The 26,321-nt window shown below is 38.6% G+C and carries 24 protein-coding genes; 3 read left to right on the forward strand and 21 right to left on the reverse strand.

Translation table 11 applies throughout. From position 1 onward, the window contains the following. Positions 1–514: 514 nt before the first annotated feature. The 3 genes from ACHUFV_RS10405 to ACHUFV_RS10415 all read right to left on the reverse strand — a co-directional run bounded on the left by ACHUFV_RS10405 (position 515) and on the right by ACHUFV_RS10415 (position 2,660). A complete protein-coding gene (locus ACHUFV_RS10405) occupies positions 515–1,129 on the reverse strand; it encodes a DUF2812 domain-containing protein (RefSeq protein WP_394233790.1) in 615 nt (204 codons plus the stop codon). Between the two features lie 14 nt (positions 1,130–1,143). Next, complete coding sequence (locus ACHUFV_RS10410; RefSeq protein WP_394233792.1) at positions 1,144–1,458, reverse strand: PadR family transcriptional regulator; 315 nt, start codon at positions 1,456–1,458, stop codon at positions 1,144–1,146. Between the two features lie 869 nt (positions 1,459–2,327). Continuing rightward, entirely contained in the window at positions 2,328–2,660 is a 333-nt protein-coding gene (locus ACHUFV_RS10415) for a DUF1904 family protein (protein ID WP_394233794.1), read from the reverse strand. Positions 2,661–2,958: 298 nt separating this feature from the next. Between ACHUFV_RS10415 and ACHUFV_RS10420 the strand changes: the two genes are divergently transcribed. Then, positions 2,959–3,267 carry a hypothetical protein gene (locus ACHUFV_RS10420; RefSeq protein ID WP_394233796.1) on the forward strand — a complete coding sequence of 103 codons (309 nt, stop codon included), beginning with the start codon at positions 2,959–2,961 and terminating at the stop codon, positions 3,265–3,267. Positions 3,268–3,481: 214 nt separating this feature from the next. After that, positions 3,482–4,489, forward strand: a complete 1,008-nt coding sequence (locus ACHUFV_RS10425) for a DUF3231 family protein (RefSeq protein ID WP_394233798.1) — start codon at positions 3,482–3,484, stop codon at positions 4,487–4,489. A gap of 289 nt (positions 4,490–4,778) precedes the next feature. Here the strand turns inward: ACHUFV_RS10425 and ACHUFV_RS10430 are convergent, their stop codons facing one another. Both ACHUFV_RS10430 and ACHUFV_RS10435 read right to left on the reverse strand, forming a co-directional pair. Next, positions 4,779–5,852, reverse strand: a complete 1,074-nt coding sequence (locus ACHUFV_RS10430) for a YkvI family membrane protein (RefSeq protein ID WP_394233800.1) — start codon at positions 5,850–5,852, stop codon at positions 4,779–4,781. Positions 5,853–6,200: 348 nt separating this feature from the next. Beyond that, positions 6,201–7,703, reverse strand: coding sequence for an aminotransferase class V-fold PLP-dependent enzyme (locus tag ACHUFV_RS10435; protein WP_394233802.1), 1,503 nt, complete (start codon positions 7,701–7,703; stop codon positions 6,201–6,203). A 300-nt stretch (positions 7,704–8,003) separates the two neighbouring features. Between ACHUFV_RS10435 and ACHUFV_RS10440 the strand changes: the two genes are divergently transcribed. Then, positions 8,004–8,924 (forward strand): sugar phosphate isomerase/epimerase family protein, encoded by a 921-nt coding sequence (locus ACHUFV_RS10440; protein WP_394233803.1) that lies wholly within the window; start codon positions 8,004–8,006, stop codon positions 8,922–8,924. Between the two features lie 128 nt (positions 8,925–9,052). On the opposite strand, the gene ACHUFV_RS10445 is transcribed toward ACHUFV_RS10440, so the two are convergent. The 16 genes from ACHUFV_RS10445 to ACHUFV_RS10520 form a co-directional block, all read right to left on the reverse strand. Further along, entirely contained in the window at positions 9,053–10,183 is a 1,131-nt protein-coding gene (locus ACHUFV_RS10445; protein WP_394233805.1) for an alcohol dehydrogenase family protein, read from the reverse strand. A gap of 170 nt (positions 10,184–10,353) precedes the next feature. Further along, positions 10,354–10,770: a Rieske (2Fe-2S) protein gene (locus tag ACHUFV_RS10450; protein ID WP_394233806.1), complete on the reverse strand. Its 417-nt coding sequence runs from the start codon at positions 10,768–10,770 to the stop codon at positions 10,354–10,356. Positions 10,771–10,791: 21 nt separating this feature from the next. Next, a complete protein-coding gene (locus tag ACHUFV_RS10455; RefSeq protein WP_394233808.1) occupies positions 10,792–11,937 on the reverse strand; it encodes an amidohydrolase family protein in 1,146 nt (381 codons plus the stop codon). A gap of 225 nt (positions 11,938–12,162) precedes the next feature. Beyond that, complete coding sequence (locus tag ACHUFV_RS10460) at positions 12,163–13,101, reverse strand: DMT family transporter (protein WP_394233810.1); 939 nt, start codon at positions 13,099–13,101, stop codon at positions 12,163–12,165. Between the two features lie 169 nt (positions 13,102–13,270). Continuing rightward, the gene (locus ACHUFV_RS10465; protein WP_394233811.1) at positions 13,271–14,038 is read right to left on the reverse strand and encodes a hypothetical protein; all 768 of its coding nucleotides are present in this window, start codon (positions 14,036–14,038) and stop codon (positions 13,271–13,273) included. Positions 14,039–14,170: 132 nt separating this feature from the next. Continuing rightward, entirely contained in the window at positions 14,171–15,100 is a 930-nt protein-coding gene (locus ACHUFV_RS10470) for a glycine betaine ABC transporter substrate-binding protein (RefSeq protein ID WP_394233813.1), read from the reverse strand. Beyond that, positions 15,100–15,939 (reverse strand): ABC transporter permease, encoded by an 840-nt coding sequence (locus ACHUFV_RS10475; RefSeq protein WP_394233815.1) that lies wholly within the window; start codon positions 15,937–15,939, stop codon positions 15,100–15,102. Before ACHUFV_RS10475 ends, ACHUFV_RS10470 begins: the two co-directional genes overlap by 1 nt. Next, positions 15,939–17,219, reverse strand: a complete 1,281-nt coding sequence (locus ACHUFV_RS10480; protein WP_394233817.1) for a quaternary amine ABC transporter ATP-binding protein — start codon at positions 17,217–17,219, stop codon at positions 15,939–15,941. Before ACHUFV_RS10480 ends, ACHUFV_RS10475 begins: the two co-directional genes overlap by 1 nt. A gap of 306 nt (positions 17,220–17,525) precedes the next feature. Beyond that, positions 17,526–18,182 (reverse strand): TetR/AcrR family transcriptional regulator, encoded by a 657-nt coding sequence (locus tag ACHUFV_RS10485; protein WP_394233818.1) that lies wholly within the window; start codon positions 18,180–18,182, stop codon positions 17,526–17,528. 266 nt (positions 18,183–18,448) lie between these two features. After that, on the reverse strand, positions 18,449–19,825 hold the full coding sequence (locus ACHUFV_RS10490; protein ID WP_394233819.1) for an MFS transporter: 1,377 nt from the start codon (positions 19,823–19,825) through the stop codon (positions 18,449–18,451). 385 nt (positions 19,826–20,210) lie between these two features. After that, positions 20,211–21,677 carry an alpha-ketoglutaric semialdehyde dehydrogenase GucD gene (gene gucD / locus ACHUFV_RS10495; protein WP_394233821.1) on the reverse strand — a complete coding sequence of 489 codons (1,467 nt, stop codon included), beginning with the start codon at positions 21,675–21,677 and terminating at the stop codon, positions 20,211–20,213. A 216-nt stretch (positions 21,678–21,893) separates the two neighbouring features. Beyond that, positions 21,894–22,829, reverse strand: a complete 936-nt coding sequence (locus ACHUFV_RS10500) for an AEC family transporter (protein WP_394233823.1) — start codon at positions 22,827–22,829, stop codon at positions 21,894–21,896. Between the two features lie 62 nt (positions 22,830–22,891). Further along, positions 22,892–23,689 (reverse strand): 2-keto-4-pentenoate hydratase, encoded by a 798-nt coding sequence (locus ACHUFV_RS10505; protein ID WP_394233825.1) that lies wholly within the window; start codon positions 23,687–23,689, stop codon positions 22,892–22,894. A gap of 86 nt (positions 23,690–23,775) precedes the next feature. Continuing rightward, positions 23,776–24,537, reverse strand: a complete 762-nt coding sequence (locus ACHUFV_RS10510; RefSeq protein ID WP_394233827.1) for an HpcH/HpaI aldolase family protein — start codon at positions 24,535–24,537, stop codon at positions 23,776–23,778. A 134-nt stretch (positions 24,538–24,671) separates the two neighbouring features. Further along, positions 24,672–25,088: a Rieske (2Fe-2S) protein gene (locus tag ACHUFV_RS10515; protein ID WP_394233829.1), complete on the reverse strand. Its 417-nt coding sequence runs from the start codon at positions 25,086–25,088 to the stop codon at positions 24,672–24,674. A gap of 18 nt (positions 25,089–25,106) precedes the next feature. Beyond that, the gene (locus tag ACHUFV_RS10520; RefSeq protein ID WP_394233831.1) at positions 25,107–26,252 is read right to left on the reverse strand and encodes an amidohydrolase family protein; all 1,146 of its coding nucleotides are present in this window, start codon (positions 26,250–26,252) and stop codon (positions 25,107–25,109) included. Positions 26,253–26,321: the final 69 nt, after the last annotated feature.

The following is a 26,321-nucleotide window of genomic DNA, read 5'->3' on the forward strand; positions in this document are numbered from 1 at the left end:
GTCTCGAGAAGGCATCGCTTCTGACAGATTCTTTTGTTTTCACCTTGCCTTTGTCTCAAGTTGGCCTTGCTTCTGACAGATCCTTTGTGTTCACCTTTGTCTTTGTCTCAAGATGGCCTTGCTTCTGACAGATCCTTTGTGTTCACCTTTGCCTCTGTCTCGAGAAGGCCTCTCTTCTGACAGATCCTTCGTATTTTCCTTTGCCTTTGTCTCGAGAAGGCATCGCTTCTGACAGATCCTTCGTATTTTCCTTTGCATTTGTCTCGAGAAGGCCTCGCTTCTGACAGATCCTTCGTATTCTCCTTTGCCTTTGTCTCAAGATGGCCCCGCTTTTGACAAATCCTTTGTTTTCACTTTTGCCTTTGTCTCAAGATGGCATCGCTTCTGACAGTTCCTTTGTTTTTCCCTTTGCCTTTGTCTCAAGATGGCATCGCTTTTGACAGATGCTTAGCTTCCACTTAAACTGTGTCGGGATTGAGATCAATAACCAGACAGAACCTTTGTTTAATACACATCAACTATTTATATTTTTCTCAAACAGCCTATTAGCTTTGTAGCTAAAGAAAAGATGTAAAATCATCATAACTGGAATAACAGCCCATGAAATGCCTCTCATAAGTGCAAAAGGAGTTTCAAATAGAAAAGCTCGCCAAAACGTGGCTCCCGACAGCTCCCATAATCCCGGTGTTAAATATAACTGTTTAGGATTCACGATAGCTTCCATATCAATAAGATCAGTGGTGATAAGGACAACTAAAAGTGGTAAAAAGCTTGTGGCCATTTGAATAGACATGGCAGATAATCGTTTGTATTTCCCTGCTTTTGATAGTTTGTCTGAGAAGATGTCCTCTTCACTCTGCCCATCCATTTTTTTAAAATATTGCGTTCCTGAGCTTTTTTTACCTGCAACATGCTCCCAGCCGCTGTCTTCAAATAATGTACAATAATCAATGAAATCTGATTGATTCTTAAATATGCGATAATCCACTTTGATTGTAGCATTTTCCGGTTCAGCTCGACGGAATTTATATCCAAACGATTTGTACACTAACTGATAGCCTTGTTTTGCCATTTCATTTAACCATTTTTCCTCTTTATCAAAGTCGATAAAGAATTTGAATTTTCTCATTTACATCCCTCACCTTACAAGTTTAATAGGCTTTTTGTCACACTAATCATGTGCTGCATTCGCGAAAAGTCTAGGTGCAAAACCTCTATCCCTTTTTCTGTAATGACATAGGTTTTTCTCCGTTTATCCTCACTTTTGACTGATTGAATCAATTGCTGCTTTAATAAATTCTCAATGGCTCCATAAAGGGTACCGGCCGCTATCCTTACTTGTTGGTTACTTAATTCCTCCACCTTTTGCATAATTAAATACCCGTGGGCAGGCTCTAATAAAGATAAAAGAATATAGTAGGTGGTTTCTGTTAATGGTAAATTTTTATCACGATTCATACTATCCTCCGGTCTCTTATAAAGACTAACTATACAGTTGAACTATATAATTTTAGTATATACAGTTAGACTGTATAAGTCAAAACTATTTCTTCAAATGAATAAAAAAGGGCGCGACCCAAAAATGAATCGCGCTAATTAATGAAAACTAAAGAAGAATGCTCGGCATCTTCCGAATTGAACTAAAAAAATGAGGAAACTCTAGATAATTCCCTTGAGACCTTTTTCAACTTTGGCTCGGGAACTATCACTCCTCGATAGTTCCCTTGGGACTCTTTCTAACCTTCGCTCGGGCACTATCACTCCTCGACAGTTCCCTTGGGACTCTTTCTAACCTTCGCTCGAGCACTATCACTCCCCGATAGTTCCCTTGAGACTCTTTCTACTCTTCGCTCGGGCACTATCACTTCCCGATAGTTCCCTTCAGACTCTTTCTAACCTTCGCTCGGGCACTATCACTCCCCGATAGTTCCCTTGAGACTCTTTCTACTCTTCGCTCGGGCACTATCCTTCCTCGATAGTACCAAATCAAATCACACTCTTACTTACTGACTTACATGAAGGGAATCTCCATAACTAGAAATAAAAATATCCCCATTTCTCGTTAAATAAATTCTTGTCCCCAATTGTGTTAGGGCATCTACTACCTCTTTTTCCTCGGGATTTTTATCCGAGGAAGTGATAACAGCGTAGGACAAACCTGAACTTAACCTTAAACAAGTTCGCTTATCATAAATGAGACCTCTTCTGCAAAAAGAAGAGGTCATTACAAATGGCCGTAAAACTATAGGGCTTTTCGTTTATCGATTCATCCTTATAATTCAAACCTTAATACTCCAATTCACTTTCAAAAAAACGTCCTGTTTCCTTTAGTCACCGACTCTTTCCCCATTAATATAATAAGCAGGCTCTAAAAAAGGAATAAACACAACCTCTACTTCATCCGCACCAGTTGACATAATATGCTTTGTAATGGATTGGGCGAACCGATCACGAGTTTCCTGTCCCCGTTCAAACCATTTGACTTCAATCAGCGGGAAGGATGGGATTTCTTCTCCATTAAATACAAAAGTGGACTGTGGCACTTCGAACGTAAAATTATCTGTCCCGCATCCACAAATATCTGCAAGCTCCCTTGCCAATTGCAGGCTGATTCTTTTCATTTCTTCCACTGTTACTCCTCGTATTACTAAGTGCGGCATTTGCATCTCCTCCGTTTTGCATAATATTCGGTAGCTATTCTATATAAATCTATTTCAACTATCAGGATTACTTGAAAAGCGATAATAGCCATATTTGATAAGAAAGCCTTAGTAAACCATATTAATCCTTACTTTCCAACCCATCTTTACTATAGTAGAATACAGGGGAAACATCAAAGGTTTATACTTAAACGTTTTTTCTTGTTGTCTACATTATTAAGATACAACAATTGGGAACAAAACAACCAAGTATTGTTTTGAAAAGATATAGAAATCAATGGATTAAAAGAGGAGAAATATGAGTAGAAAACTGTTTTTATCAGTATTAACTGTATTCTTAATTTTCATATCGGTTGGCTGTAGCAAACCAGAGGTACAGGAGGAAACCTATGCAGAATTCTGGAATCAGCTTGATAGAAACCAGAAGCAATGGCTCGTTTCAACCGAGCTGGAGAAGTTAAAAGCCAGTGGGTATTCAATCATCGTGGAAGAATATTATTTTATTGATCGGTTGGACCGTTACTATACGGATGATCCTCCTGGCGATTTACCTGTAAAGGAAGCCTTAAAGAAAATAGGGCTTTCTTCCGGAGTGATACAATTATAGGCTAGTCAATAGCTCATAAGTTTACCACTTCCTTACTTTCTTAAACAGTGACCGAGACCATTTTATATAATGTAATTCTTCCTGCTACGAAAAAACCTTCTTAAAATAAAGGAACGCACTCAGACTTTTTATGTATATGGAGCTAGGTTTAAAATGGAGTAATTTCCCTTCCTTGTGACACACTACAAGTAAAAAGTCTTGGAGGTTATTCGTTTTGGTTCAAACCAATCCAATCAGTGCTCCAGAGGTGGGGACGCTTTGGCTCACGTACACAGAAAAAACCCTTAATATGAGAATGTTGGAATACTTTATCGAAAAGTCAGATGACCAACAAGCTAGGAATATTACGGGTGGGTTGTGGCAGGAGCTGAATTTTTTTGTTTTACAAATGGAAGAGATATTTATAGACCAAAAAATGGTGAAGCCTGTTGGATTTACAAAAGAAGACGTAAACTTAGAAGCTCCTAAGCTATACGATAATGGATTTGATATTATGTTTGTCCGGGTATTAAAAGAAGTGAGTATGGGGATGTACACCATTAATATGAATATGGCCTATAACGATAAAATTATGCAGATTTATGAGGGACTCACTTCTGTTACTCAAAAAATTTATAAGCTATCTACCCTTTATCTGCTGGAAAAAGGAATTCTAACCCTTCCACCAAAAGTGACCATGCCAAAAACAAATGAATTCATTAAAAGCAAAAGCTATTTGAACGGGTTTAACCCTTTTAATGAAAAAAGGGCTTTAAATGACATTGAGCTTGGATTTCTTCACCATGGAATCGAGACAAATAATATTGGGTTGCAGCTGATTACTGGATTTGCACAATGTGCGGAGAACAAGGATGTAAAAAAATATTTTGTAAAGGGCATGGAGCTTTGTAAGAAACAAATTAAAGCATTTGAGGATATTCTTTTAGAGAGTAATGTACAATTTTCTGCTACATCTGGAAGCACGGTAACGAATTCAACAGTCGCTCCATTTTCCGATAAGCTTATGATGCATTGCGTCTACCTTCTTAATGGTTTTGGACTTGTCGGAAATAGTTTTGGTACATTTTTCAGTTTACGAAATGATATATCTATGAAAACAACCTTACTTGCCAAGGATGTATATTTCTATGGACAAGAAGGAGCTGAAATTAAGATTAAGCATGGCTGGTTTGAGGAACCGCCACAAATGGAGGATAGAGCTCAAATCATCAAAGGTGATTGAATCAATTTGTTTTTTTAGCCTAACAATAAGGTTAGTGTTATTTGATAGCACTACATTAAATGTGGAGGGATATATGATGAATACTTCACTTAAAGGCCTATTATCAACCTTGCTCTCTTTGTTGATTAAAGTTTTATTCTTAATTGAAAAGGTAAGCGCTAAGTTAAACTACTCATTAAGAAAACCAACTTTAGCCTAAGCATTAAGTATTCCAAGGTATATTTTTTCAATTCCACATTGCAATAAAAAGAGAAGTGGGTTTAGCCTCACTTCTCTTTGTTTCATATTGTTAAGCAACTTTCTCCTCAGCAATGGCTTTATATTTTTTCATTCGGAAAGATGCGATGATCAGCACTGTGGAAAGAACTAGACCAAGGTAGCCAAATAATGGATAGAAGATGGATACAAGACTTGTAAAACCAACAAAGCTAAGTCCGAAACCTGCTACGATGGAACCGATGGTAATGACTTTAAACTTTTTTGTTCCCGTGTGAGCGAAACGGGCACCAAATGAGTAAAACATACTAAGTCCTGTATTGAAAACCATTCCATATAGGATCAAGGAATAAATAAAGCCTAAGACTGGTGATAGATCATCTACGATTTTTAGCATTGGCATATCGTAGCCTGCAACAGCTTCGATGTTTGCAAGAATCGCATAGTGACTCAATAATATAAGAACACCAATCCCTAAGCCTCCAGCTAATCCTCCCCATGCGGCTATCTTTTCATTTTTTTCATCTCCGCCCATGACAATCGCCATGGATGCGCCAACCGCGATATTAAACGATACATAGTTAATCGCTGATAATGCCCAATTTGGTAAGGCCTTTGGTTGTTGGGCAGCAATCGTACTCAGTTGGGAAAGTGAACCATCCATCGTAGCTACCGTATAAATGGCTACAAGAATAACCGAAACGATTAGAAATGGTGTAATGCTCCCGATGATATTCACGACCCGACTAACATTATTGACTGCAGCCACACTTATTAGAATGACCATCAATAAGGCCCCTACCCAAAACGGTAATCCAAATTGCTGCTGAAGGGTAGATCCACCTCCAGCGATCATAACCACTCCCACTCCGATTAATACGGCCACAAGAATATAGTCGATAACTATACCAATAAATCTTCCACTAATTTTATAAATCACATCACTGTGGTTATTTGCCTGCATGCGGCTCCCCAATCGCGTTAGGATCATTCCAATATAAGCAAATAACGCTGTAGCAATAACAACTGCTATGGTTCCGATTAATCCGAAACTAGTAAAGTATTGTAAAATTTCTTGCCCTGAGGCAAATCCTGCTCCAATAATGATACCAATGAATGCACTGGCAATTTGCAATACTTTCTTCATGTATGTTCCCCCAATAAAATTTGACTTCAATGAATGGATCTGGGTTTGATTATAAGAATGCTTATGAATGACTCCCTACTGCTAAAAGATATCTCTTATTTTTAGCAACAAAAAAATAGTATTTTTAGAAATATTCATTAGTACCATTTATTTTAATATATTAAACCATAGATTTATAGAAGCAAATTAACTATGTAAGCGATTTTCATAAAAAGCATCTATAATTAGGTCAATCTACCTCCTCTATATGATGTTATTTCGTTTGATAGATTACGTAAGGCAAATTACCAACTTGAACACTAAAAAAGCTCTACTCCTCATTGAAGTAAAGCATGGTTTCTTGTAAGCCTATTTAATTCGAAAAAATGACGACATATCTTCCCGATTATGGTGGACATAAAAATAATCATTACTAGCTGGATCATAAACGTAGTCCTTTTTCCATTCATCCTTGTTCGCTATTATATCCTTTATCGCCTGAGTAAAAATTAGGATTTCTTCATCTGTCATAATGGGGTGTAGTGAAAATCGGACCCACCCTGGTTTAGCGGACAAATCTCCATGAGAGATTTTTTCCACAATTTGTTTGGATGCAGCTTGATCAATGTGTAAGAGATAATGGCCATACGTTCCTGCACATGAGCATCCGCCTCTTACTTGAATTCCATATCTGTCGTTGAGAAGACGCACGATTAAATTATAATGAAGGTTTTCAATATTAAAAGAAACAATCCCTATTCTATCCTTAATATTTCCAGCTAGAATGTGGACCTCGGGAAGCTTTTCCAATTGGGAAAATAAAAGACGTAGCTGCTCTTTTTCTCTTTTTAACATATTGTTTATGCCCATTTTACTTTTCAGATTCAAACAAAGCGCTGTCCGAATGGATTGGAGAATTCCGGGAGTACCACCATCCTCCCGCATTTCTATGCTATCAAGATATTTGTGTTCTCCCCAAGGATTGGTCCATAACACCGTTCCACCTCCCGGATGATCTGGGACTTTATTGGCGTACATTCTTGAATCAAAGACCAATACGCCGCTTGTGCCGGGTCCACCTAAGAACTTGTGCGGGGAGAAGAAGATGGCATCCAATTTCTCAAGCGGATCTTCCGGATGCATATTGATCTCGACATATGGTGCTGATGCCGCAAAATCAACAAAACACAGGCCTCCGTGTTGATGCATCAGTTTGGCGAGCTTGTGATAAGGAGTTTGAATGCCTGTTACATTCGAACAGGCTGTAAAGGAACCAATCTTCAGACGACGGTCCTCGTAAACAGTAAGCAGCTGCTCTAAATGATGAATGTCCACCTTTCCCTCCTTATCCTGTTTAATCAGCTTGACTTCTCCAAGAGTTTCAAGCCAAGAGGTTTGATTCGAATGGTGTTCCATCGATGTCATGAAAATGACTGGCCTCTCCCTTTCTGGAAGCTGCAGATGGTTTCTCCACATCTCCGGTACTCTCAGACCTAAGATCCGTTGCAGCTTATTGACAACCGAGGTCATCCCAAAGCCATCAAGGATGACAACATCATGCTGATCAGCATTGACATGCTCCTTAATAATTTTCCTTGACTGATTGTACAACCCAGTCATCATGGAGCTGGTTATATTCGACTCTGTATGGGTATTCGCCATAAAAGGTCCGAAATCAACGGTTATTTTTTCTTCAATTGGCTGATATAATCGCCCGCTTGCTGTCCAGTCGGCATAAATGATTTTCTTTTTCCCAAAGGGGGAATCAAATTCTTGGTTTAATCCAATCACATGTGAACGGAATGGTTGAAAATATTCTTCAAGGGTTTCAGCGTAGCGAAACGTTTTACTTCCAATGTTAGCCTTGATCATTTGCCCCACACCTTACACTTTTTATTTTGTATTTAATGTATGCAAGGCGCCTTTGGACTGATTATTATTTCACGTACTGCCTCATCAATGTAATATACCTCACCGCTCTACCCTAGAACTATGTTTGTGTATATTTTTTGAAAATTCTAATAACCATGTTGTCTGGATATTAACGTTATGATACTATTAGATATATGATCGCGATCACTTTTATATCATGATTTTTACTGTACAAGGCCTAAACTGCTAGTAAACGATACAAACAGAAAAGAGAAACTATTATTAAGGGAGGAGATTGACATGTTAAATAGCCATGACAGACCAATCAAGCTCGGTATGCACACCTACACCCTGCACTTTTTCGGTTTGGGCGAAAGCTGGGGGTTTGGAGAGGACTATGCCCTCCCTCAGACAATGAATCTATTGCAGCTGATGAATTTTGCCGTTGAATGGGGGCTGGACGGTCTGCAAATTACAAAGGTAGATTTGCAGAATCTCGACCCCGCGTATCTTGCCGAGATCAAAGCCGCAGCCGAAGAACGCGATTTGTTTCTGGAGTTCAATGCTTCATTCGATGCGCCAAGTGATTCGCGGGTAAACTGCACTGTACGGGAAGCACTGCAAATCGCTAAGGCAATCGGCGCAGATTTGGCAAAGTTCAGTCTTGATGTAAAGCGCCCTCGTCCACACTATGGCACCTGCTTTCATCCGGATGTCATGCGGCAGCTTGCCATCCGCTATGATGAATTCAAAGAAGCGCTGCCTCTGGTCGAAGAGCTTGGACTAAAGGTTGCCATTGAAAATCACTGCGACACCTATGCAGATGAGGTGCTTTGGCTTGTCGATCAGATTGATCATCCGTTGGTTGGCACCTGCCTTGACACAGTCAACTCCATCTCTATCACAGAGGGCCCGGAGGAAGCGGTGAAGAAGCTCGCGCCCAGTGCGTTCTCCTGTCATTTCGCCGACAATAAGCTGGTCATCGATCCCCTTGGCGCACACTGGATCGGCGTTCCACACGGTTCGGGCGATATCGACCTGTCGAAGGTCCTAAAGGTACTAAGAGAGCAGTCCACTTTGGATCGCGTTATTTTTGAGAATGAAATCCCCTTCCTCCGTCCGGATGAACCGCTGGAGGAAGCAAGAGAAAGAGAACTTCAAGCCTGCAAGAAGAGTATTGCTTATCTAAGAAACGTACTCCAGCTTGGTGTCAGAAATTGATAAGCATAAAAACAAAACGGACCAAAAATGGTCCGCTTTGTTTTTTATACAATAGTTCTATTTTATCAATCCTAAAAAGATCCCGAAATGTTTATTTTCGCGATCTTTATAGGATAAAAAAATACCACCTATTCACCTGTAACATCAAGTACAATTTTACCAACCAGTGTTTTAGAAAGGAAGGCCTTTTGAGCCTCTACAATATCCTTTAGTGGAAATTCTTTTGCTATTATTGGTTTAATTTTTCCTTCTTCGATAAAGCTAATCAGATTCAGGAAGGCTTCTCTTGTTTGATAGGTGCTTCCAAAGAGACTCAAATCTTTCAAATAAAGATCACGGACATCCAGTTCTACAAGAGGTCCACCAATAGCTCCAACCACTCCGTATTTTCCACCTTTTTTCAAGACTTCCAAAAGCTCTGGCCATTGATTTCCAGCAACCACATCTAAAACAACATCCACTTTCATTTTCCCAATCTTTTCAACATAGCTATCTCCTCTGAAGACAATTTCATCTGCACCGTAGCTTTTAACTCTTTCTGCTTTACTCTGTTCACAAACAGCGATAACCTTGGCACCTCTTACTTTTACTAATTGTACAAGTGCAGAACCCACTCCACCAGATGCTCCAGTGACTAGAACAACATCATCCTTTTCAACCCCTACTCTACAAATAAGGTTCTCAGCCGTTCCATATGCGCAAGGAAACGTTGCCAGCTCTTTATCAGATAAATGTGAATGGATGACAAAGGCTTCTTCTGAACGTACGGTTGTATATTCAGCAAATGTACCATCACGTTCTGACCCGAAAGTAGTACATTCTAACCCATTCTGACTTAATTCGCTTTCTTGTACATTACGTATTAAGACTCTTTCACCTAGTCTGTCTTGACTTACACCCTCTCCAACAGCGACAATCGTACCACAACCATCAGCTCCTTGAATTCTAGGAAATTCCATCGCTTGCCCAAGCCATGAACCATCGTCTTTAACGTCTTCATTAAATCCTGATGCCCCGCCTGTATTGGTTTCTGATTTTACACTTTTTGAATACCAACCTATACGTGTGTTCACATCAGTATTGTTTACAGCTGCTGCACCAATTTTCACCAATACTTCCCCTTCTCTTGGTGTTGGAACGTCTATATCAGAGCGATACTCTAATTTTTCAAATCCACCATTACCTGTTAAAAATACTCCAGACATTTTTTTCGGGATTGTGTACAAATCTCCACGTATTGTTTTTGGTATTATATTCATCATGTTCTCCTAAAAAATTTATTAGCAGGATGACCATCCAAGAGAACCTAGCTCAGCTTTCATTTTAGGCGGCCATCCTAGCAGATGTTTAACCTATTCCCTTCAAGCGAACAAATCATGATATAAATATGATCGCGATTTCCTACAGGAATAAAAAAATGCCTTTATTCTTATGAAACAATACTAGCGTGAGTTTCAACTAGCGAAACCCTTTTCGGTTCGATAGCAAGATACAAAACGATTGAATCTCCTTCCTGACGTACATCATAAGTCTTTAATCTACAATGTGCATCATTAAAAATGGATTCTCCTGTTTTAATATCAAATCCCCATCCATGTAGTGGACAACGTAAAATCTCTTCATGTCTTCCGTACTGATACGTATGTGGGTCACTTGGTAACATGGTTCCGCTTACTGTACCATAGACCATTGGTACACCCTGATGCGGACATTTATTTCGCACCGCATACAACTGACCCTTTAGATTAAAAATAGCAATTTCTGTTGCATCCACTTTAACTAATTTTCGTTGACCATCTTGTAACTCCTCTGCTGGACAAACGGTAACACTGATTAATTCACTCATGTTTCATTCTCCTTTCTATTATCAATTAAAGTTATAGGTATTTAAAGCGTTTTCATAGAAAATTTTATTTCGTAATTCTTTTGGAAAATGATTGAATACACGATCTGCTTGATCCCCATCCCAGTGTGGATAGTCACTGCAATAAAGAAGCATATCTTCGATTCCTCCCATTTGAATCAGTGCTACTAAATCCTTTGGACCATACGGTTCTTCAATTGGCTGCGTTCCTAAGCGGACATTTCGTTTAATATATTCGCTAGGTAATTCTTTTACCCATGGCACTTCTTCACGGAGTGTTTTCCAGTTTTTATCGATTCTCCATAACAGCGGCACAATTCCAGCGACGCCATATTCGACAAATACAAATTTCAGGTCAGGGAACTTTTCAAAAACCCCTTCAGAAACTAAACTTACTATATTTCTATGGGCATTTAACCCTAAACAAGTATGCCATTCCATATACGTTGATGCGGGACCTACGGCTTGTGCTGGAGCATTTTCCCCTGAGGCCTCCGAATCTGGATGGATCAACATTTGCAGTCCATAGTGTTGTGCTGCTTCATAAATCGGATACAAACTTCTATTGCCAAATGGGATTGTCGTCGTTTGTAAATTAACGGCTACCACGCCTGGTTTCTTTCCAATTCTTTCAATTTCTTTAACCGCTGCCACAGGATCTAGTGGGGAGACAAGCATAGACATTTTATAGCGGCTGTCCTTTTCAATCCAATTCTCATATTGCCAATCGTTAAAGGCTGAATTAAAGCCATTCGCGATATCTATATTGTGAAATCCACCCATTGTTGCATTACATGAATTCAAAATTCCAAATTGCGTGTTTGAACGATCAAACAAATCCTTTGCTACAAATGCAGGATCAGAACCTGGGATTGCCCCTTCAGGTGAGAACGCATCCTGACGTACGACTGAAACCGGGTTGATATATCGACATTCTGGAAAGCGAAATTCTGCCGCAGAGATTAACTTCCCGTTAAAGGCTTGTCTTTTAAATTTACCAATATTTAAACGTTTTTGAAGTGACTCATCACAATAGGGTACAAGGTCGTCAAGTGAATTTAAGTACGAATGAACATCAGAATCAATCACCAGCTGTTTTGTTTTTAAATCTTTTCCTTCTTCCTTAATTTCAGTAAGTCCATTAACCATTTAAATAACTCCTCCCCTTTTTCCAATCTGGTTTTAAAACAATTTTGTAATCACGATTTTTTGGTGATCGCGATTTCTTAACTTCATTATAATCTGTTTATAAATCTTTGTAAATATCAAAAAATTAGAATTACTTATTATCTTCTACATTTACTATCCCGATTGATCCTTTTTTCTTTCCCTCCATTTAAATGAATGATACAAGCAGGAGTACATATTTTTTCTTTATTTTTCACTTAATGGACTAGTTTCCGATTCTATTGCTATTTTATTTTTAACTAACATTTGTGGTTTTTTCAAAAAAACCATCAATATTCCTATAAAAATAAGTATTCCGCCTAAAAGGAAACTTCTGGAAATAACTTCTCCTAAAAAGAGCCAACCACATACTCCACCTATAACAGGAGAAAAAAAGTAATATATCGAGCCAATTCCTGCTTCCATTAATTCCATTCCTTTATTCCACAAGAAAAAGGCGGCTGCTGTAGCAATAATGCCTAGAAAAAGGACTGCCATTAAAATGGGAAATTCCTTAAGATGAATCATATCCTCTGCTTTTACATCAAAAAGCATAACAGGTGTCATAAAAAGAAGCGCTACTCCGGTCGAATAGGTGGTTATGGTAAGAGAAGAATACTTATTTGCAATTCTTTTAACCATTACACTATATAAAGCCCACGTTACCGCACCCAGGATTAAAATCAAATTTCCAAGTAAATGTCCCATTCCACCTCCTTCTTCTAATCCAATCACAAGAAATAAACCAGAGGTTGCCACTGCGACGGAGATGACATTCCTCCATGTTAGCTTTTCCTTGAGCAGGAAGTAAGCTAAAATCAGAGCAAAGAGAGGAGAAGAGGATGTAACTAAAGCCCCCATATGCGCTGTCGATAAATGGGTACCAATAAACCCACATGCATTCGAAACACAATACCCAATCAGTCCTAGCCATGCGATAAGTGGAAAATCGCTTCGCTCGATTCGCTGCTTCTTTTGAAAATACCAGCAAACCGCTAATAAAAGAAACGCCAAGAGATACCGAAGCCAGAGAAGAACATAAGGAGACACATACTCCAGCGTATATTTACTAACTACGAACATCCCTCCCCATATGCCCGCAGCTGCTAATAAGCAGATACTACCAACAAGAACTTTTGACCTCAATTTGACCCCTCCATAAGATAACAGAGGATACAGGGATTAGATACAAGCTTGCATTCTATTATCATATGATTTAAATGTTGACTCTACTCTACATCCAAGTTCCACTTACATTCCTTTTGTATTTACAATCGCTTTTTGAATTTCTTTTTCAACACCACTCACCGAACAGCTACATGATTTCCTGCCGTGCATTCGGGTTACTTTCCATAAGAAATTTGTTTGTTGTATCACTTACTTTAACGTTTTTTGTAAGCATACGAATAGCTGTCGACAAATCAATCCGCCGGTAGGTTTCTATCACACTGCCGTTCGATTTCAGGTCTATTCTTCCTTTTAGTAATTCCTGATATTCATCTTCTGAAAGGTACTCTAGCCTTTTCGAATCGTCTAATGCTGCTAAGACAAATTCTTCAGTCCTTTCATTACTCTTTCCTGTAAGATCAGCCTTTTGAACTCTGCCTGTTGAAGAGTAGGCAATACAGCTGACAATACGCTGCTCTGCACTACTAATTGTCTCCCTTAGAAATACTGACGAAGCTGGAGGAATATCTTCAACGAGTAAGCGAGTAATGCCGCGATCATTAATCTGCTCTAAAATCTGCTCCGGATCGTTTTCAACAATGATTTCCTTATGTGGAGGCCAAATTTCTAAGTTCCGAAAATCACCATGCTTCTTCCCGATGTGAAAGATAAAATATTCCGGATAGATTCTTAGCTTGCCATAATCGTTACCTAATTTCATACGATGAACATCATAGTAGCGTGTGATTGAAGCCATAAGCAATGAACTTACGCCAATCGCTCCACATGGGCTATTGACTACAATACCGATCCGATCCCTGTCACTAAATCCGGGAAACACATCCTCTAGTAAAGCCTGATCTTCCTCTATCGTGAATATATAATCCTCTGATTTCAGTAAATGAATAGTATGCATGTTTATCCCTCTTTACAATTATATTTTTTCGACATTGGAATAGACGACTTTAATAAGATCGCAATCCTATAATGATCGCGATCTTATTTTAAGTAAAAAATAAACCGACTTTATTACCTACAAATCAGTACCTTACTTCTTTTCTAATTCTTCCATTTTTTTACCCAAATCTTCCAATGAATTGATATCTTCCATATAGGTTGGAACTGCCAGACCCATCACGGTGCCTTCTAGGTTGACACCTACTGTTTCAATTTGGTCCTTGTATTTTTCATAATAAGAGCTATGAGCTGTTGGCAGCCATGCTCCAACGAATGCATCCGCACTGCCGCTTGCTAAACCAGCAAAAATGGGTGCCGCGTCTACCTGCATTAAGTTAACATCATACCCTTTATCCTTCAACGCCTTTGCCACGACATTTGTACTTGCGATTATATCAGTCCAACTGTTATAGACAAGTGTAATCTTTTCACCATTTACCTTCTCTACTCCTTCAATCCATTTATTCACAGTATCAGGATGCTCTTTTATCCACTTCCCTGCTGCAGCCTCAGGCTCTAATCCATCTTCAATCATTTGCATGACTAAGGCCAAATCCTCTGATTTCCATGCAAATTGCTTAAAAAATTTGTACGCATTTGGCTGATCTTCTTTAAATCCATTTCGAACAAGTGTATAAATTTTTTCTGGTTCCCCAAATATGACTTTGTCATCCTTTAGTAGCTTTAGATCATATTTAGAAAACATCCAATGTGGCTCCCATGCTGTCACAACGATTGGTTCCTTCTTTTTATATGCTTTATCTAAAGTAGCTAACATGGCTGAACTAGATCCTTCTACTAATTTCCAACCATCTAATTCATATTCATCTATAGACTTTTCCGTCAAACCGTGAATTCCGGATCCTGCTTCTATTCCGATAATTTCATAGTCGAAGAGTTCACCAACAGGCTGTGTGCCGCTTGCTTCAGAATCTACCTTTTCATTCGAGCTGCACCCTATCAAAGCAACTGAAAGCATGAAAGTCATTGCAAAACTGGGTATTAATTTTTTCATTTTCATTATTGGAACCTCCTCTGTTTTTTACCGATATTCTGAGACATTCTATCCAGTATGATGGCTAAAATAACAATCGATAGTCCAGCTTCAAAGCCCATTCCAATGTTAAGCTGTGTAACCGCACGATATACTTCGGTTCCTAACCCAGGTGCTCCAATCATAGCGGCAATCACCACCATAGAAAGGGAAAGCATAATGCTCTGATTAATCCCTGCCATAATCGTTGGTGTTGCTAAAGGAAGCTGTACTTTTAGCAGCTTTTGAAAAGGAGTCGTTCCAAATGCATCTGCTGCTTCGATTAACTCATTCGAAATTTGGCGTATACCTAAAATCGTCATTCTGATTGTAGGGGGCATTGCAAAAATAACTGAAGCAAATACACCCGGAACCATGCCTAAACCAAAAAAGAAGATAGCAGGAATCAGATAAATGAAGGATGGCATTGTTTGCATAAAATCCAAAATTGGAGATAATATGTTATTAATGCTTCTATTCATTACACTGGCAATACCTAATGGAACCCCGACTATCACGGAAATCAAAACAGAGGTGAGAACGAGGGACATCGTTTGAGCCGCTTGTTCCCAATACCCTAAATTAACAATCATTAACATCCCAATCAATGTAAAAACAGCTAAAGGCCAACGACTAACCTTCCAAGCTAATGCCGCTATGATAGTGATAAACACAAAAGGGTTAATGAATAAGATGGCATCACCTAAGGCTCCTACGACAGAATCTAATAGATTTGAAATCACACCAAACAGTCCGCCAAAGTTGTCAGTAAGAAAAGAGATAAAGCTTTCAACCCATACATCCAAAGGCAGCTTAAAGCCCTCCATTAAAATGCCCCCTTAGCAATCGAAGTGATCTTCGGTTCTATTAGACTTCTTGCTTTTTCTACTTTTTTAGAAATCGTTATGACATGATTGAGCTTGTCTTTATTGTTCGACATAGCTGACAATAATCTTTCCTTTGTAATGATGCCAGTACAGTTATTTTTGTTATCGATAACGGTGATAGGATACTTAGAATTCAGTACAAGGTCTGGTAAATCGACTAATAAGGTCTCTGGTTTTACACTTGGCAGATTGCGGTTTAAAATCGTTTCTAAAGGCTTACCCTCCTTCATTGCTGTGGTTAATTCAGCTAATGTGATCACTCCAATAAATTCTTTCTTACTATTCATAGCAAAAATATGTGATTGTTGAAGCGCTTGCATCTCCTGTAAGGCCTTTTCGGCACCGAGATTGATATCAAACATATGAATGCGTTCCTGAATATTTGACGCTTTAAGGACTTTGAACAAATCTACATCCTCGACAAATTTTCTTACATAATCATTTGCTGGTTGTAAAAGAATCTCTTCAGCTGTACCGATTTGGATCATGGAACCATCCTTCATGATCGCAATTCGATCGCCAATTCGTAATGCTTCATCTAAATCATGGGTAATGAAAATGATGGTTTTATGCATCGTTGCCTGAAGACGTATGAGTTCGTTCTGCATATCCTTCCTAATTAAAGGGTCCAGTGCACTAAAGGCTTCATCCATTAATAGGATGTCTGGATCATTAGCCAAGGCCCTAGCAAGTCCAACACGCTGCTGCATCCCTCCGCTTAATTGATCAGGATAGCGATCTTTATAACTCGCTAGTTCAACTAATTCTAAGGCATTTAATGCCTTTTCCGTTCTCTCCTTTGCAGGAACGCCCTGTACTTCCAAGCCAAATTCCACATTTTTTAAGATATTCTTGTGAGGGAATAGACCAAATTTCTGGAATACCATCCCCACTTTTTTTCTGCGAATGTCTCGCAGCTGCTCCTTATTCATCCCCACAATTTCTTCCCCATCGATGTATATTTCACCTTCAGTGGGATCAATTAATCGATTAAACATCCTAACGAGTGTCGATTTCCCACTGCCAGAAAGTCCCATGATGACAAAGGTCTCTCCCGATCGAATGTCAAAATTCACTTGATTTACCCCCACTGTCATACCTGCCATTTCGAGGATTTCTTGCTTTGATTTTCCTTCTCTTAGGAGTTTAATAGCTTGACTGGGATGCTGACCAAAAATTTTAGTAACGTTCGTAACCTTAATTTTTGATGTATGATCCATACTCTACCACCTTATTTTTTTAATTTAGTAATACGGAAATAGTGTTAATTGTACAAAATAATTCAAACTATTAAACAACAAAAAAAACATATTAAATATCATGATATTTAATAAATCGCGATTTTTCATAACCAAATAATATCACATTAAATTCAACAAAACAACAACTTTTCTAAATTTTCTAAAAATATAGACATTTAAGCATTCTCCTTTGATAAAGCTAGTGTGAGATAGTATCTACCGAAAAAAAGGAATGTCATGTAAGTCGACTTTTCGACTTATGACATCCCTTTTTTATTCTTTTCTTTACCTGTTCGCTACACCATATGTAATGTCTCGAATGTATTCCATTGTGATTTTCGAAGCCTCTTCAGGACTATAGGTTACCCGATTATTAAGTAAAGAAGTCATCATTCCCTGCCAAATTAGGATAGTCATCTCACTTAGCTTTTCAATATCATCTTTTCTAAATAGCCCCTTCTCCGCATATTTCTCTAAAACCGTTCTACTCCGTTTACTTAGATTCTGTTCAAGAAGGATTCCTTCCAATTCTTCTGGTAATTGAATGGTCTTGCTCTGATAAGTAGAAGAGTAATAGTTAATCAGGTCTTCAGGGTGTTCACCTAGATCCGCAATAAATATCGCATTATATATTTCAGGCTCCTTGAAAGAATGGTCACAGAAACATTCCCAACCCAATAAATATTTCTCTAAAGGTTCATCTGATCTGGCAACATAATTGGCTATATCTTCTAAATATTTTTCTACAAATGACATGGAGGCAAAAAATACAAGATGGGAAACCTCTGAGAAGTAATTATAAATCGTAGAACTGGTAAATCCTGCTTTTTTAGCAATTTTCCTGATACTTATATTTTTAATTCCCTCTTCTTTAATTAATTCAGTTGTTGCATCAATAAAATAATTGATCATTCGTTCCGTTTGAATCTCACTTCTAGCCATTCATATAACCCCCTTGTTTCGTTCTCTCTATACATAAGCTGCAGGAATCTCTACACAGCCTTATTAGTATCGTATTCAATTGTTAATCATGATTTTAAAATAATCATGATCTCTCTCATTTTTATAATGTTATATTAACTTAGTATACATAATATTACAAGTTGGAATAATTAATATTTAGAAAATTAAATATAATTACGATTAGATAAAAAGAGAACTCTGCGGACATTTTCTCCACAGAGTTCTCTTGATTTATTGAACCATTTCTAATTAGCTGTCTTATTCGTTGCAAAGCTAGGATTTTCATTTTTATTTGATTTGTTCATAGAGCTAGCCTCCGCTAAACTCATATTTTTTGTTTCTGGAGCCATGAATAACGAGACTAAAAATCCAATGAAAAGCACCGCGCCACAAATATACAACGTCGTTCCTAAACCGTATTTCGCCATAATGGCTGGAGAGAAAAAGGTACCAAAGGTTGAGGCAATACGTGCTACACCTGTCGTAAAGCCCATTGCCGTACCGCGAATATGGGTTGGAAACAATTCATTCGGATAGATCCAGCAATGTGCTCCCATTCCCGTATTAAACGTACCATAAATAACAAAGAGAGCTAGGATAAACACAAATGGCATGTTCATACTAGAGGTTGCTCCCAATACGAATAAAGAGATCGAACATACTAAGAATGCCCAATAAAGAGTTGGTTTTCTTCCGAACTTGTCCACTAAATAAAGGGCTGGAAACAGGCCAACAAGATAGATAAGATTAATAACCGCTGAACCAAGGTACTCCCTCGTTCCATTAGCAAAACCAAATTCTCCAAGAATCTCAGGAATATAGGTATTTATTCCATAGAGAGGCAGCACTTGAAGCGAATAGAAAAGCGTCACGAAAAGAATTAATTTTCCATAGCCATTTTTAAACATATCGAAATAGGAGGTTTTCTCCTTTGTCTCCGGCTCAACGGACATGATGACATTTTCACCGAATATTTTCTTAACAATTGCGTTTGCTTCTTTTTCCCTCCCTTTGCTGGCAAGCCAACGAGGGGATTCAGGCATATTCAAACGGGAAATCAGCATGAGGATGACAGGAACCGCACTGCTTGCAAGCATCCATCTCCAGCTGTCATCACCAAGTGACAACAAAAGATATCCGACTAAAAAGGAGCTAGCGTAACCGACATACCAGAGTCCATTAAGACCCCCAAGTAAGGAACCACGACTTTTTGTTGGTGAAAATTCCGTCATCAAGGCTCCTGCAATAGGATAATCCGCTCCTACTGCAATTCCTAATATAAATCGTAGAATAATCAAAGTCACGGGATCGTTGACATAGAACTGAAGGATGGATACAACAGCCATGACAACCATATCGATGAGAAACATCTTCTTTCGGCCAAGTATATCTGTAAGATAGCCTCCGATTACTCCACCAAATAACATACCCGCAAGAGTTGCTGCTCCGACAAGACCTATCATAGTTACAGACATATCAAGCTGCGTCTGCATGACGGAAAGTGCTACTGCAATAATTCCGATAATATATCCATCAAGAAATGTACTCCCACTTGCATAGGCAAACATTTTATAATGAAACCGACTTAAAGGCACTTCTTCCATTGTGAGGATCTTACTCATACATTACCTCCTATGACTTTACTAGATTTCGAAAGAATAGTAATATTCAGTATTTTTTAAATATTATTATAACTTATTTATTATCTAAATTAAATACAAAGGCTAGCTTCATTGTATACAATTACGATTTTGTACTAGATTGAACTTGGTTGGAACAACTGTTTTAGGATAAATAAGAACTTCAAATGATTTCTTAAATATAGATAAAACGTTTACATTTCTTGAAATATTGAATTAAAAAGCCACACTTTCTTATAGACCCTAAACAATCCTATCAAGAGATTCTCCAATTCTTGTTCAATATGTACAGCTAGTACTAGAGTAGAGTTGCAAGAACTCGTATCGTTTGCTTGCAACTCCTGCTCCAAAATTTTCAATAGCCTACTTAACCTTTTACAAAGACCGTTTTAATATTGGTAAAAAATTCGATGGCTGCTTGACCCTGTTCACGTGATAGAGAACTAGATTTTTTCATCCCACCAAATGGAGCTTGCAGTTCTACGCCTGCACTTTCAGCATTAATTCGTACAAGGCCTGCGTCGATTTCGTTAATAAAGGAAAGCATCTTTTGGATATTTGTTGTAAAAATAGATGCACTTAGTCCAAATTCTACATCGTTCGCTACTTCTATCGCTTCTTCCATTGTATCAACCTTCATTAACGCTAATACAGGACCGAAAATTTCCTCTTGCGCGATTGTCATACTAGATTCCACATTTTCAAAAACTGTAGGTTCTACAAAGAAACCATCCTCAAGCCCCGGGCCCTCACATTTTCTTCCACCATGTAAAAGGACTGCACCTTCTGCTTTTCCTTTTTCGATGTAGCTTAGTACCGTATTAAGCTGACTTTCACTTGCACATGGCCCCATCCAGGTTTCCCCATCCAGACCTTGTCCAACCTTTATTTCTCGTACTTTAGTGAGCAGCTTTTCCTTAAATTCATCGTAGACTGCACGTTGAATGATTACACGACTAGTAGCTGTACATTTCTGACCCGTTGAGCGAAGACCACCACTTATGGTTGCTTCGACAGCCTGATCGAGATCCGCATCCTCAGCCACAATCACTGGATTCTTCCCGCCCATTTCTAGCTGATATTTCGCACCACGTGCAAACGCCCCTTGGCCCACACGCTTTCCGACACCATCTGAACCGGTAAATGTAATTCCATTAATATAAGGATGATCAATGATGCCTTGTCCAATTTCAGATCCTGAACCTGTAACCATATTGATCACACCAGCTGGCAGTCCTGCTTCATGGAAGCATTCGATTACTTTAGCAGCTGTAACGGCTGTTTCGCTTGCCGGCTTAAATACGACTGTATTGCCATAGATAAGAGCCGGTGCCATTTTCCAAATAGGAATCGCCACTGGGAAATTCCATGGTGTGATGACTCCCACAACACCTAGAGGTGCTCTGCTTGTGAACATTAATGCTTCGCTATCTGTAGAAGGGATGACATCACCGACTTGGCGCATACCTTCTCCTGCATAATAGCGAAGAATGGATATACCGCGAGATGTTTCACCTTTCGCTTCTTGGAATGTTTTTCCCATTTCCTTTGTCATGGTTTCTGCGACTTCATCTAATCGTGCTTCTAATACATTTGCCACTTTATATAGAAACTCTCCTCTAGCAGGAGCAGATAATTTTCTCCAAGAAATTTGTGCCTTTTTAGCTGCGGACACGGCCTGATCTAAATCTTCTTTAGTAGATAGGGAAAGATACCCAACGATCTCATTTTTATTTGCTGGATTGATGCTAGCCTGAGTTTCATGTGAAGAAGCTGCTTGCCACTCACCATTTATATAATTCTCATATGTTTTACTTTCTGCTTTCACTGTCATGTAATCAAATCCTTTCTGTTCTTTGGGTCTCTTAAATATGTTTGTTGATTTCCGTTCCAGTCACTTCGCTTTCCGCGGGCGACCGCCGAGCCTCCTCAACACTTCGTGTCTGAGGGGTCTCGACTGTCTCGCTTCTGCCGCAGGAGTCTTCGTGCCTTCCACTACAATCAACCTGCTATCTAAAAATAAACACTGTGCTTTTGCACAACCAAACTTCTAAAAAAGTTTAGCTCCTAAGTAAACAATCAACGGAATGGTTAATAGGGAGCAAATGGTTGAGTAAACCGTTGCTTTTACCCCTAGTTCTTCATCCTGTGCATACTGTGCTAAAAATACCGGAGCAATGGTCATCGTAGGCATTGCTACTTGTATGATCATGACTTGCTTGATCATCATGGAGAAGTTAGTAAACAGCAACAGTATGATGGTGAAAATGGGAAGAATAATTAACTTCAATAAAATCGGTACAGTCAATTTACTAATTGTCACAGACCCCTTTTGCTTAAGCATCGTCCTAATCAGTATTCCAATGTACAGCATGGCAAGAGGGGTCGCTAAATTGGCTAATGTCCCATTTAGTTGTTGAATCATCTCTGGTGGTTTCATTCCAGTTATGATTATAAATAAGGCCAAAACAATTGAAATAAGTGGTGGATTGAATAATTGTTTTAAAGATGCAAGGGAAAACTGATCCTTTTCCTGTAATAACGCAATCGCTACTGTATATAAAATGAGACCGAGACCTGTATCAAAAGCAGCTGCAAATAGAGCCCCTTTTGGACCGAGTATGGCCGCACATAAAGGAATCCCAATAAATCCTGTATTTCCCAATCCAGCAATAATGGCAATTTTCCTTGCATTACTGGATGACTGGTTATTAATTCTTGCAATACCCCATCCTATTAGTAATCCTATTAAACTAATGATGATGGAAAGAATAAAAATAATAAGCAGCTCAGAAATTACCTCTTTCCCTATCTTCGTTTTAAAAGCACTATCTAAAATAATGCAAGGCACTGCGACATTCAGCATTATACTAATTAGGAGCTGCTTTGATTCATTTGTTATTTCATTTACTTTTGCTATCCAATAGCCAATGACAGAAATAACCGCCATCATAAACATAGGACCTAAGATTGATAGAAATACCAAGGAAAACTCTCCTCATACAAAGCCAGTAAACCTGCTGTTAGATTCCTATTAGTAGGCTCCTTTTACTTTGTGAATGTCACTTTTACTTCCCCTAATTGTTCAAATACAGCTATATATTCGTCACCAGGTACAACATCAATCGTACTAGCAAGTGCACCCGAAAGAATCACTTCTCCAGCTTTTAATACGACGCCAAACTCGTTTAATTGATTAGCTAGCCATGCGACACAAGCTGCTGGATGGTCCATTGCATTTTTCCCAAAACCTTCTCTTACTAATTGTCCATTTTGATAGACTTTCATCTCAATCTCAGGAAGATTCACTTCATCCAAGGAAACAGGTTTATCACCTAGAATATAAAGACCAGAAGAGGCATTATCCGCTACGGTATCCTGCAATTTTATATTCCAATCTTTGATTCTGCTGTCTACAATTTCAATGGAAGGAAGAACATAGTCTGTTGCTTCAAGTACATCTTCAACCGTAACATTTGGACCATGTAGATCCTTTTTTAACACAAATGCAATTTCAGCTTCAATCTTTGGCTGAATGACTTCGTCAGTAAAGGATATTTCTCCACCATTTTCAACAATCATATTCTCAAATAAATGTCCACAATCCGGTGTTTCAATTCCATACATAACTTGCATATCACGGGAAGTTAAACCAATTTTTTTACCAACAATTTTAAGGCCTTGAGCTAATTTTTCCTTCACCACTTCCAGTTGAACTTCATACGCATCCTCTAACGTCATATCTGGCTTTAATACCGTTAATGCGTCCATTGGTGTTTGATTTTTCTCAGCTTCGAATAAATGTTTTGCAAGAACTTTAATTTGATTAGATACTACTTTGCTCATCTGGGAGCCCTCCTTGTATTTGAAAGAATATATGTGAATTCATGACTTCTATTTGACTATCAATAATGATCGAACGTACTATCCATCTATTTTAAAATCTCTATTTCCTTTACACTTTGTAAATACTGTTCAGCCCATTGTGTCATAGCAAGTGTTAAGTCCGTTACTATGTAGTTCGCACCCCATTGAACAGCCTGCTTTGTTTGTTCTACATTACTAACATACACACCAGCTATTTTCCCGCTATCCTTAATCATCCTGATACTTTGCTCTATCATTTGCAGTACTTCAGGATGTCTTGGATTTTCTGCATATCCCATGGATACAGCTAAATCAAAAGGTCCGATAAAAAATACATCGACGCCTTCGATTGTTAAAAATTGGTCCAAATTGTTAACCGCTTCTACCGTTTCAATTTGCAGAATAACCATTAATTCTTCATTTGCTTTTTCTAAATATTCCATCTTATTAGGATATAAGCTATAGTTACAGGCTCTTGGTAAAAAATCGAATCCTCTTTTACCCAATGGAGGATAGAGTGCTGCATTTACCGCGTCCTTTACTTCATCTAACGTGTTTACCATCGGGATTTGAATGCCATTTGCCCCACTGTCTAATGCCTTTTGAATATATTCAGGCCGATTAACAGGCGTTCGGATGATGGATGGGATTCCAGCACATTGAGATCCACGGATCATATTTTCTAGGACCATATAATCCATACTTCCATGCTCATTATCAATGCATGTAAAGTCAAAACCCATTTGTGCTGTAAATTCTGTTAAACCAGGTGATGGAAAGGTGACGAAACAGCCAAACAAGGGGCCTTTGTGTAACCTTTTTTTCATATCGCTCCATAGCATATTTCTGCCCTTCTTTCTTATAGATTCATTATTTTGAAGACTAGACATACCTAGATGAAATCGCGATAAATAAGAAATCGCGATTTCCTTAAGGCATTAAAAAAATCCTTTTTCCAATGTTAGGATACATGAGCAGTATTTGTTTCCACTACTGTTACAAGCTTTGGCTCTTTCGTAAGATTTAACACAATGGAATTTCCTTCTTGTCGTACATCATACGTCTTTAATTTGCAATTTTTATCATTGAATACGGATTCCCCTGTTTTAATATCAAATCCCCATCCGTGTAAAGGACAACGTAAAATCTCTTTATCTCTACCATATTGATACGTGTGTGGATCACTTGGTAACATCGTTCCACCTATCGTACCATATACCATTGATACTCCCTGATGTGGACATTTATTTCGAACGGCGTAAACTTGACCATCAGTATTAAAAATGGCAATTTCTGATCCATCCACTTTGACTAATTTTCGTTGACCCTCTTGTAGCTCCTCTGCTGGACAAACAGTCACACTTGTTAATTCGCTCATGCGTCATACTCCTTTCTTTTAGCGATTGAAATTATACGTATTTAAAGGGTTTTCATAGAAAATTTTATTTCGTAATTCCTTAGGGAAATTATTGAATACCCGATCCGCTTGATCCCCATCCCAGTGTGGATAGTCACTGCAATAAAGAAGCATATCTTCGATTCCTCCCATTTGAATCAGTGCTACTAAATCCTTTGGACCATACGGTTCTTCAATTGGCTGCGTTCCTAAGCGGACATTCCGTTTAATATATTCGCTCGGTAATTCCTTTATCCATGGTACTTCTTCACGGAGTGTCTTCCAGTTTTTATCGATTCTCCATAACAGCGGCACAATTCCGGCGACGCCATATTCGACAAATACAAATTTCAGGTTAGGGAACTTTTCAAAAACCCCTTCCGAAACTAAGCTAACAATATTTCTTTGTGCATTTAATCCTAAACAAGTATGCCATTCCATATACGTTGATGCTGGACCTACGGCCTGAGCTGGTGCGTTCTCCCCTGATGCCTCCGAATCTGGATGGATCAACATTTGCAGTCCATAGTGTTGTGCTGCTTCATAAATCGGATACAAACTTCTATTGCCAAATGGGATTGTCGTCGTTTGTAAATTAACGGCTACCACGCCTGGTTTCTTTCCAATTCTTTCAATTTCTTTAACCGCTGCCACAGGATCTAGTGGGGAGACAAGCATAGACATTTTATAGCGGCTGTCCTTTTCAATCCAATTCTCATATTGCCAATCGTTAAAGGCTGAATTAAAGCCATTCGCGATATCTATATTGTGAAATCCACCCATTGTTGCATTACATGAATTCAAAATTCCAAATTGCGTGTTTGAACGATCAAACAAATCCTTTGCTACAAATGCAGGATCAGAGCCTGGAATCGCTCCTTCTGGTGAGAATGCATCCTGACGGACAACTGAAACCGGGTTGATATATCTGCATTCTGGAAAGCGAAACTCTGCAGCAGAGATTAACTTCCCGTTAAAGGCTTGTCTTTTAAATTTACCGATATTTAATCGCTTTTGAAGCGACTCATCACAGTAGGGTACAAGGTCGTCAAGTGAATTTAAATAAGAATGAACATCAGAATCGATCACCAACTGTTTTGTCTTTGTTGATTCTGTTACACTGCTTTCATTAATTGCATGAACCATGTTACTTATTCCTCCTCTAATAAACCTTTATTAATTAAGATCACTAAAATATCTTCTCTATTTGTTTAT

The organism is Niallia oryzisoli, assembly GCF_043641075.1.
Lineage (GTDB): Bacteria > Bacillota > Bacilli > Bacillales > Cytobacillaceae > Bacillus_BD > Bacillus_BD oryzisoli_A.

Excerpts from the sequence above, each read along its gene's own strand:
- ACHUFV_RS10405 (WP_394233790.1), bottom strand. The coding sequence starts at position 1,129 with ATGAGAAAATTCAAATTCTTTATCGACTTTGATAAAGAGGAAAAATGG.
- ACHUFV_RS10410 (WP_394233792.1), bottom strand. The coding sequence starts at position 1,458 with ATGAATCGTGATAAAAATTTACCATTAACAGAAACCACCTACTATATT.
- ACHUFV_RS10415 (WP_394233794.1), bottom strand. The coding sequence starts at position 2,660 with ATGCCGCACTTAGTAATACGAGGAGTAACAGTGGAAGAAATGAAAAGA.
- ACHUFV_RS10420 (WP_394233796.1), top strand. The coding sequence starts at position 2,959 with ATGAGTAGAAAACTGTTTTTATCAGTATTAACTGTATTCTTAATTTTC.
- ACHUFV_RS10430 (WP_394233800.1), bottom strand. The coding sequence starts at position 5,852 with ATGAAGAAAGTATTGCAAATTGCCAGTGCATTCATTGGTATCATTATT.
- ACHUFV_RS10435 (WP_394233802.1), bottom strand. The coding sequence starts at position 7,703 with ATGATCAAGGCTAACATTGGAAGTAAAACGTTTCGCTACGCTGAAACC.
- ACHUFV_RS10440 (WP_394233803.1), top strand. The coding sequence starts at position 8,004 with ATGTTAAATAGCCATGACAGACCAATCAAGCTCGGTATGCACACCTAC.
- ACHUFV_RS10445 (WP_394233805.1), bottom strand. The coding sequence starts at position 10,183 with ATGAATATAATACCAAAAACAATACGTGGAGATTTGTACACAATCCCG.
- ACHUFV_RS10450 (WP_394233806.1), bottom strand. The coding sequence starts at position 10,770 with ATGAGTGAATTAATCAGTGTTACCGTTTGTCCAGCAGAGGAGTTACAA.
- ACHUFV_RS10455 (WP_394233808.1), bottom strand. The coding sequence starts at position 11,937 with ATGGTTAATGGACTTACTGAAATTAAGGAAGAAGGAAAAGATTTAAAA.
- ACHUFV_RS10465 (WP_394233811.1), bottom strand. The coding sequence starts at position 14,038 with ATGCATACTATTCATTTACTGAAATCAGAGGATTATATATTCACGATA.
- ACHUFV_RS10470 (WP_394233813.1), bottom strand. The coding sequence starts at position 15,100 with ATGAAAATGAAAAAATTAATACCCAGTTTTGCAATGACTTTCATGCTT.
- ACHUFV_RS10475 (WP_394233815.1), bottom strand. The coding sequence starts at position 15,939 with ATGGAGGGCTTTAAGCTGCCTTTGGATGTATGGGTTGAAAGCTTTATC.
- ACHUFV_RS10480 (WP_394233817.1), bottom strand. The coding sequence starts at position 17,219 with ATGGATCATACATCAAAAATTAAGGTTACGAACGTTACTAAAATTTTT.
- ACHUFV_RS10485 (WP_394233818.1), bottom strand. The coding sequence starts at position 18,182 with ATGGCTAGAAGTGAGATTCAAACGGAACGAATGATCAATTATTTTATT.
- ACHUFV_RS10490 (WP_394233819.1), bottom strand. The coding sequence starts at position 19,825 with ATGAGTAAGATCCTCACAATGGAAGAAGTGCCTTTAAGTCGGTTTCAT.
- gucD (WP_394233821.1), bottom strand. The coding sequence starts at position 21,677 with ATGACAGTGAAAGCAGAAAGTAAAACATATGAGAATTATATAAATGGT.
- ACHUFV_RS10505 (WP_394233825.1), bottom strand. The coding sequence starts at position 23,689 with ATGAGCAAAGTAGTATCTAATCAAATTAAAGTTCTTGCAAAACATTTA.
- ACHUFV_RS10510 (WP_394233827.1), bottom strand. The coding sequence starts at position 24,537 with ATGAAAAAAAGGTTACACAAAGGCCCCTTGTTTGGCTGTTTCGTCACC.
- ACHUFV_RS10515 (WP_394233829.1), bottom strand. The coding sequence starts at position 25,088 with ATGAGCGAATTAACAAGTGTGACTGTTTGTCCAGCAGAGGAGCTACAA.
- ACHUFV_RS10520 (WP_394233831.1), bottom strand. The coding sequence starts at position 26,252 with ATGGTTCATGCAATTAATGAAAGCAGTGTAACAGAATCAACAAAGACA.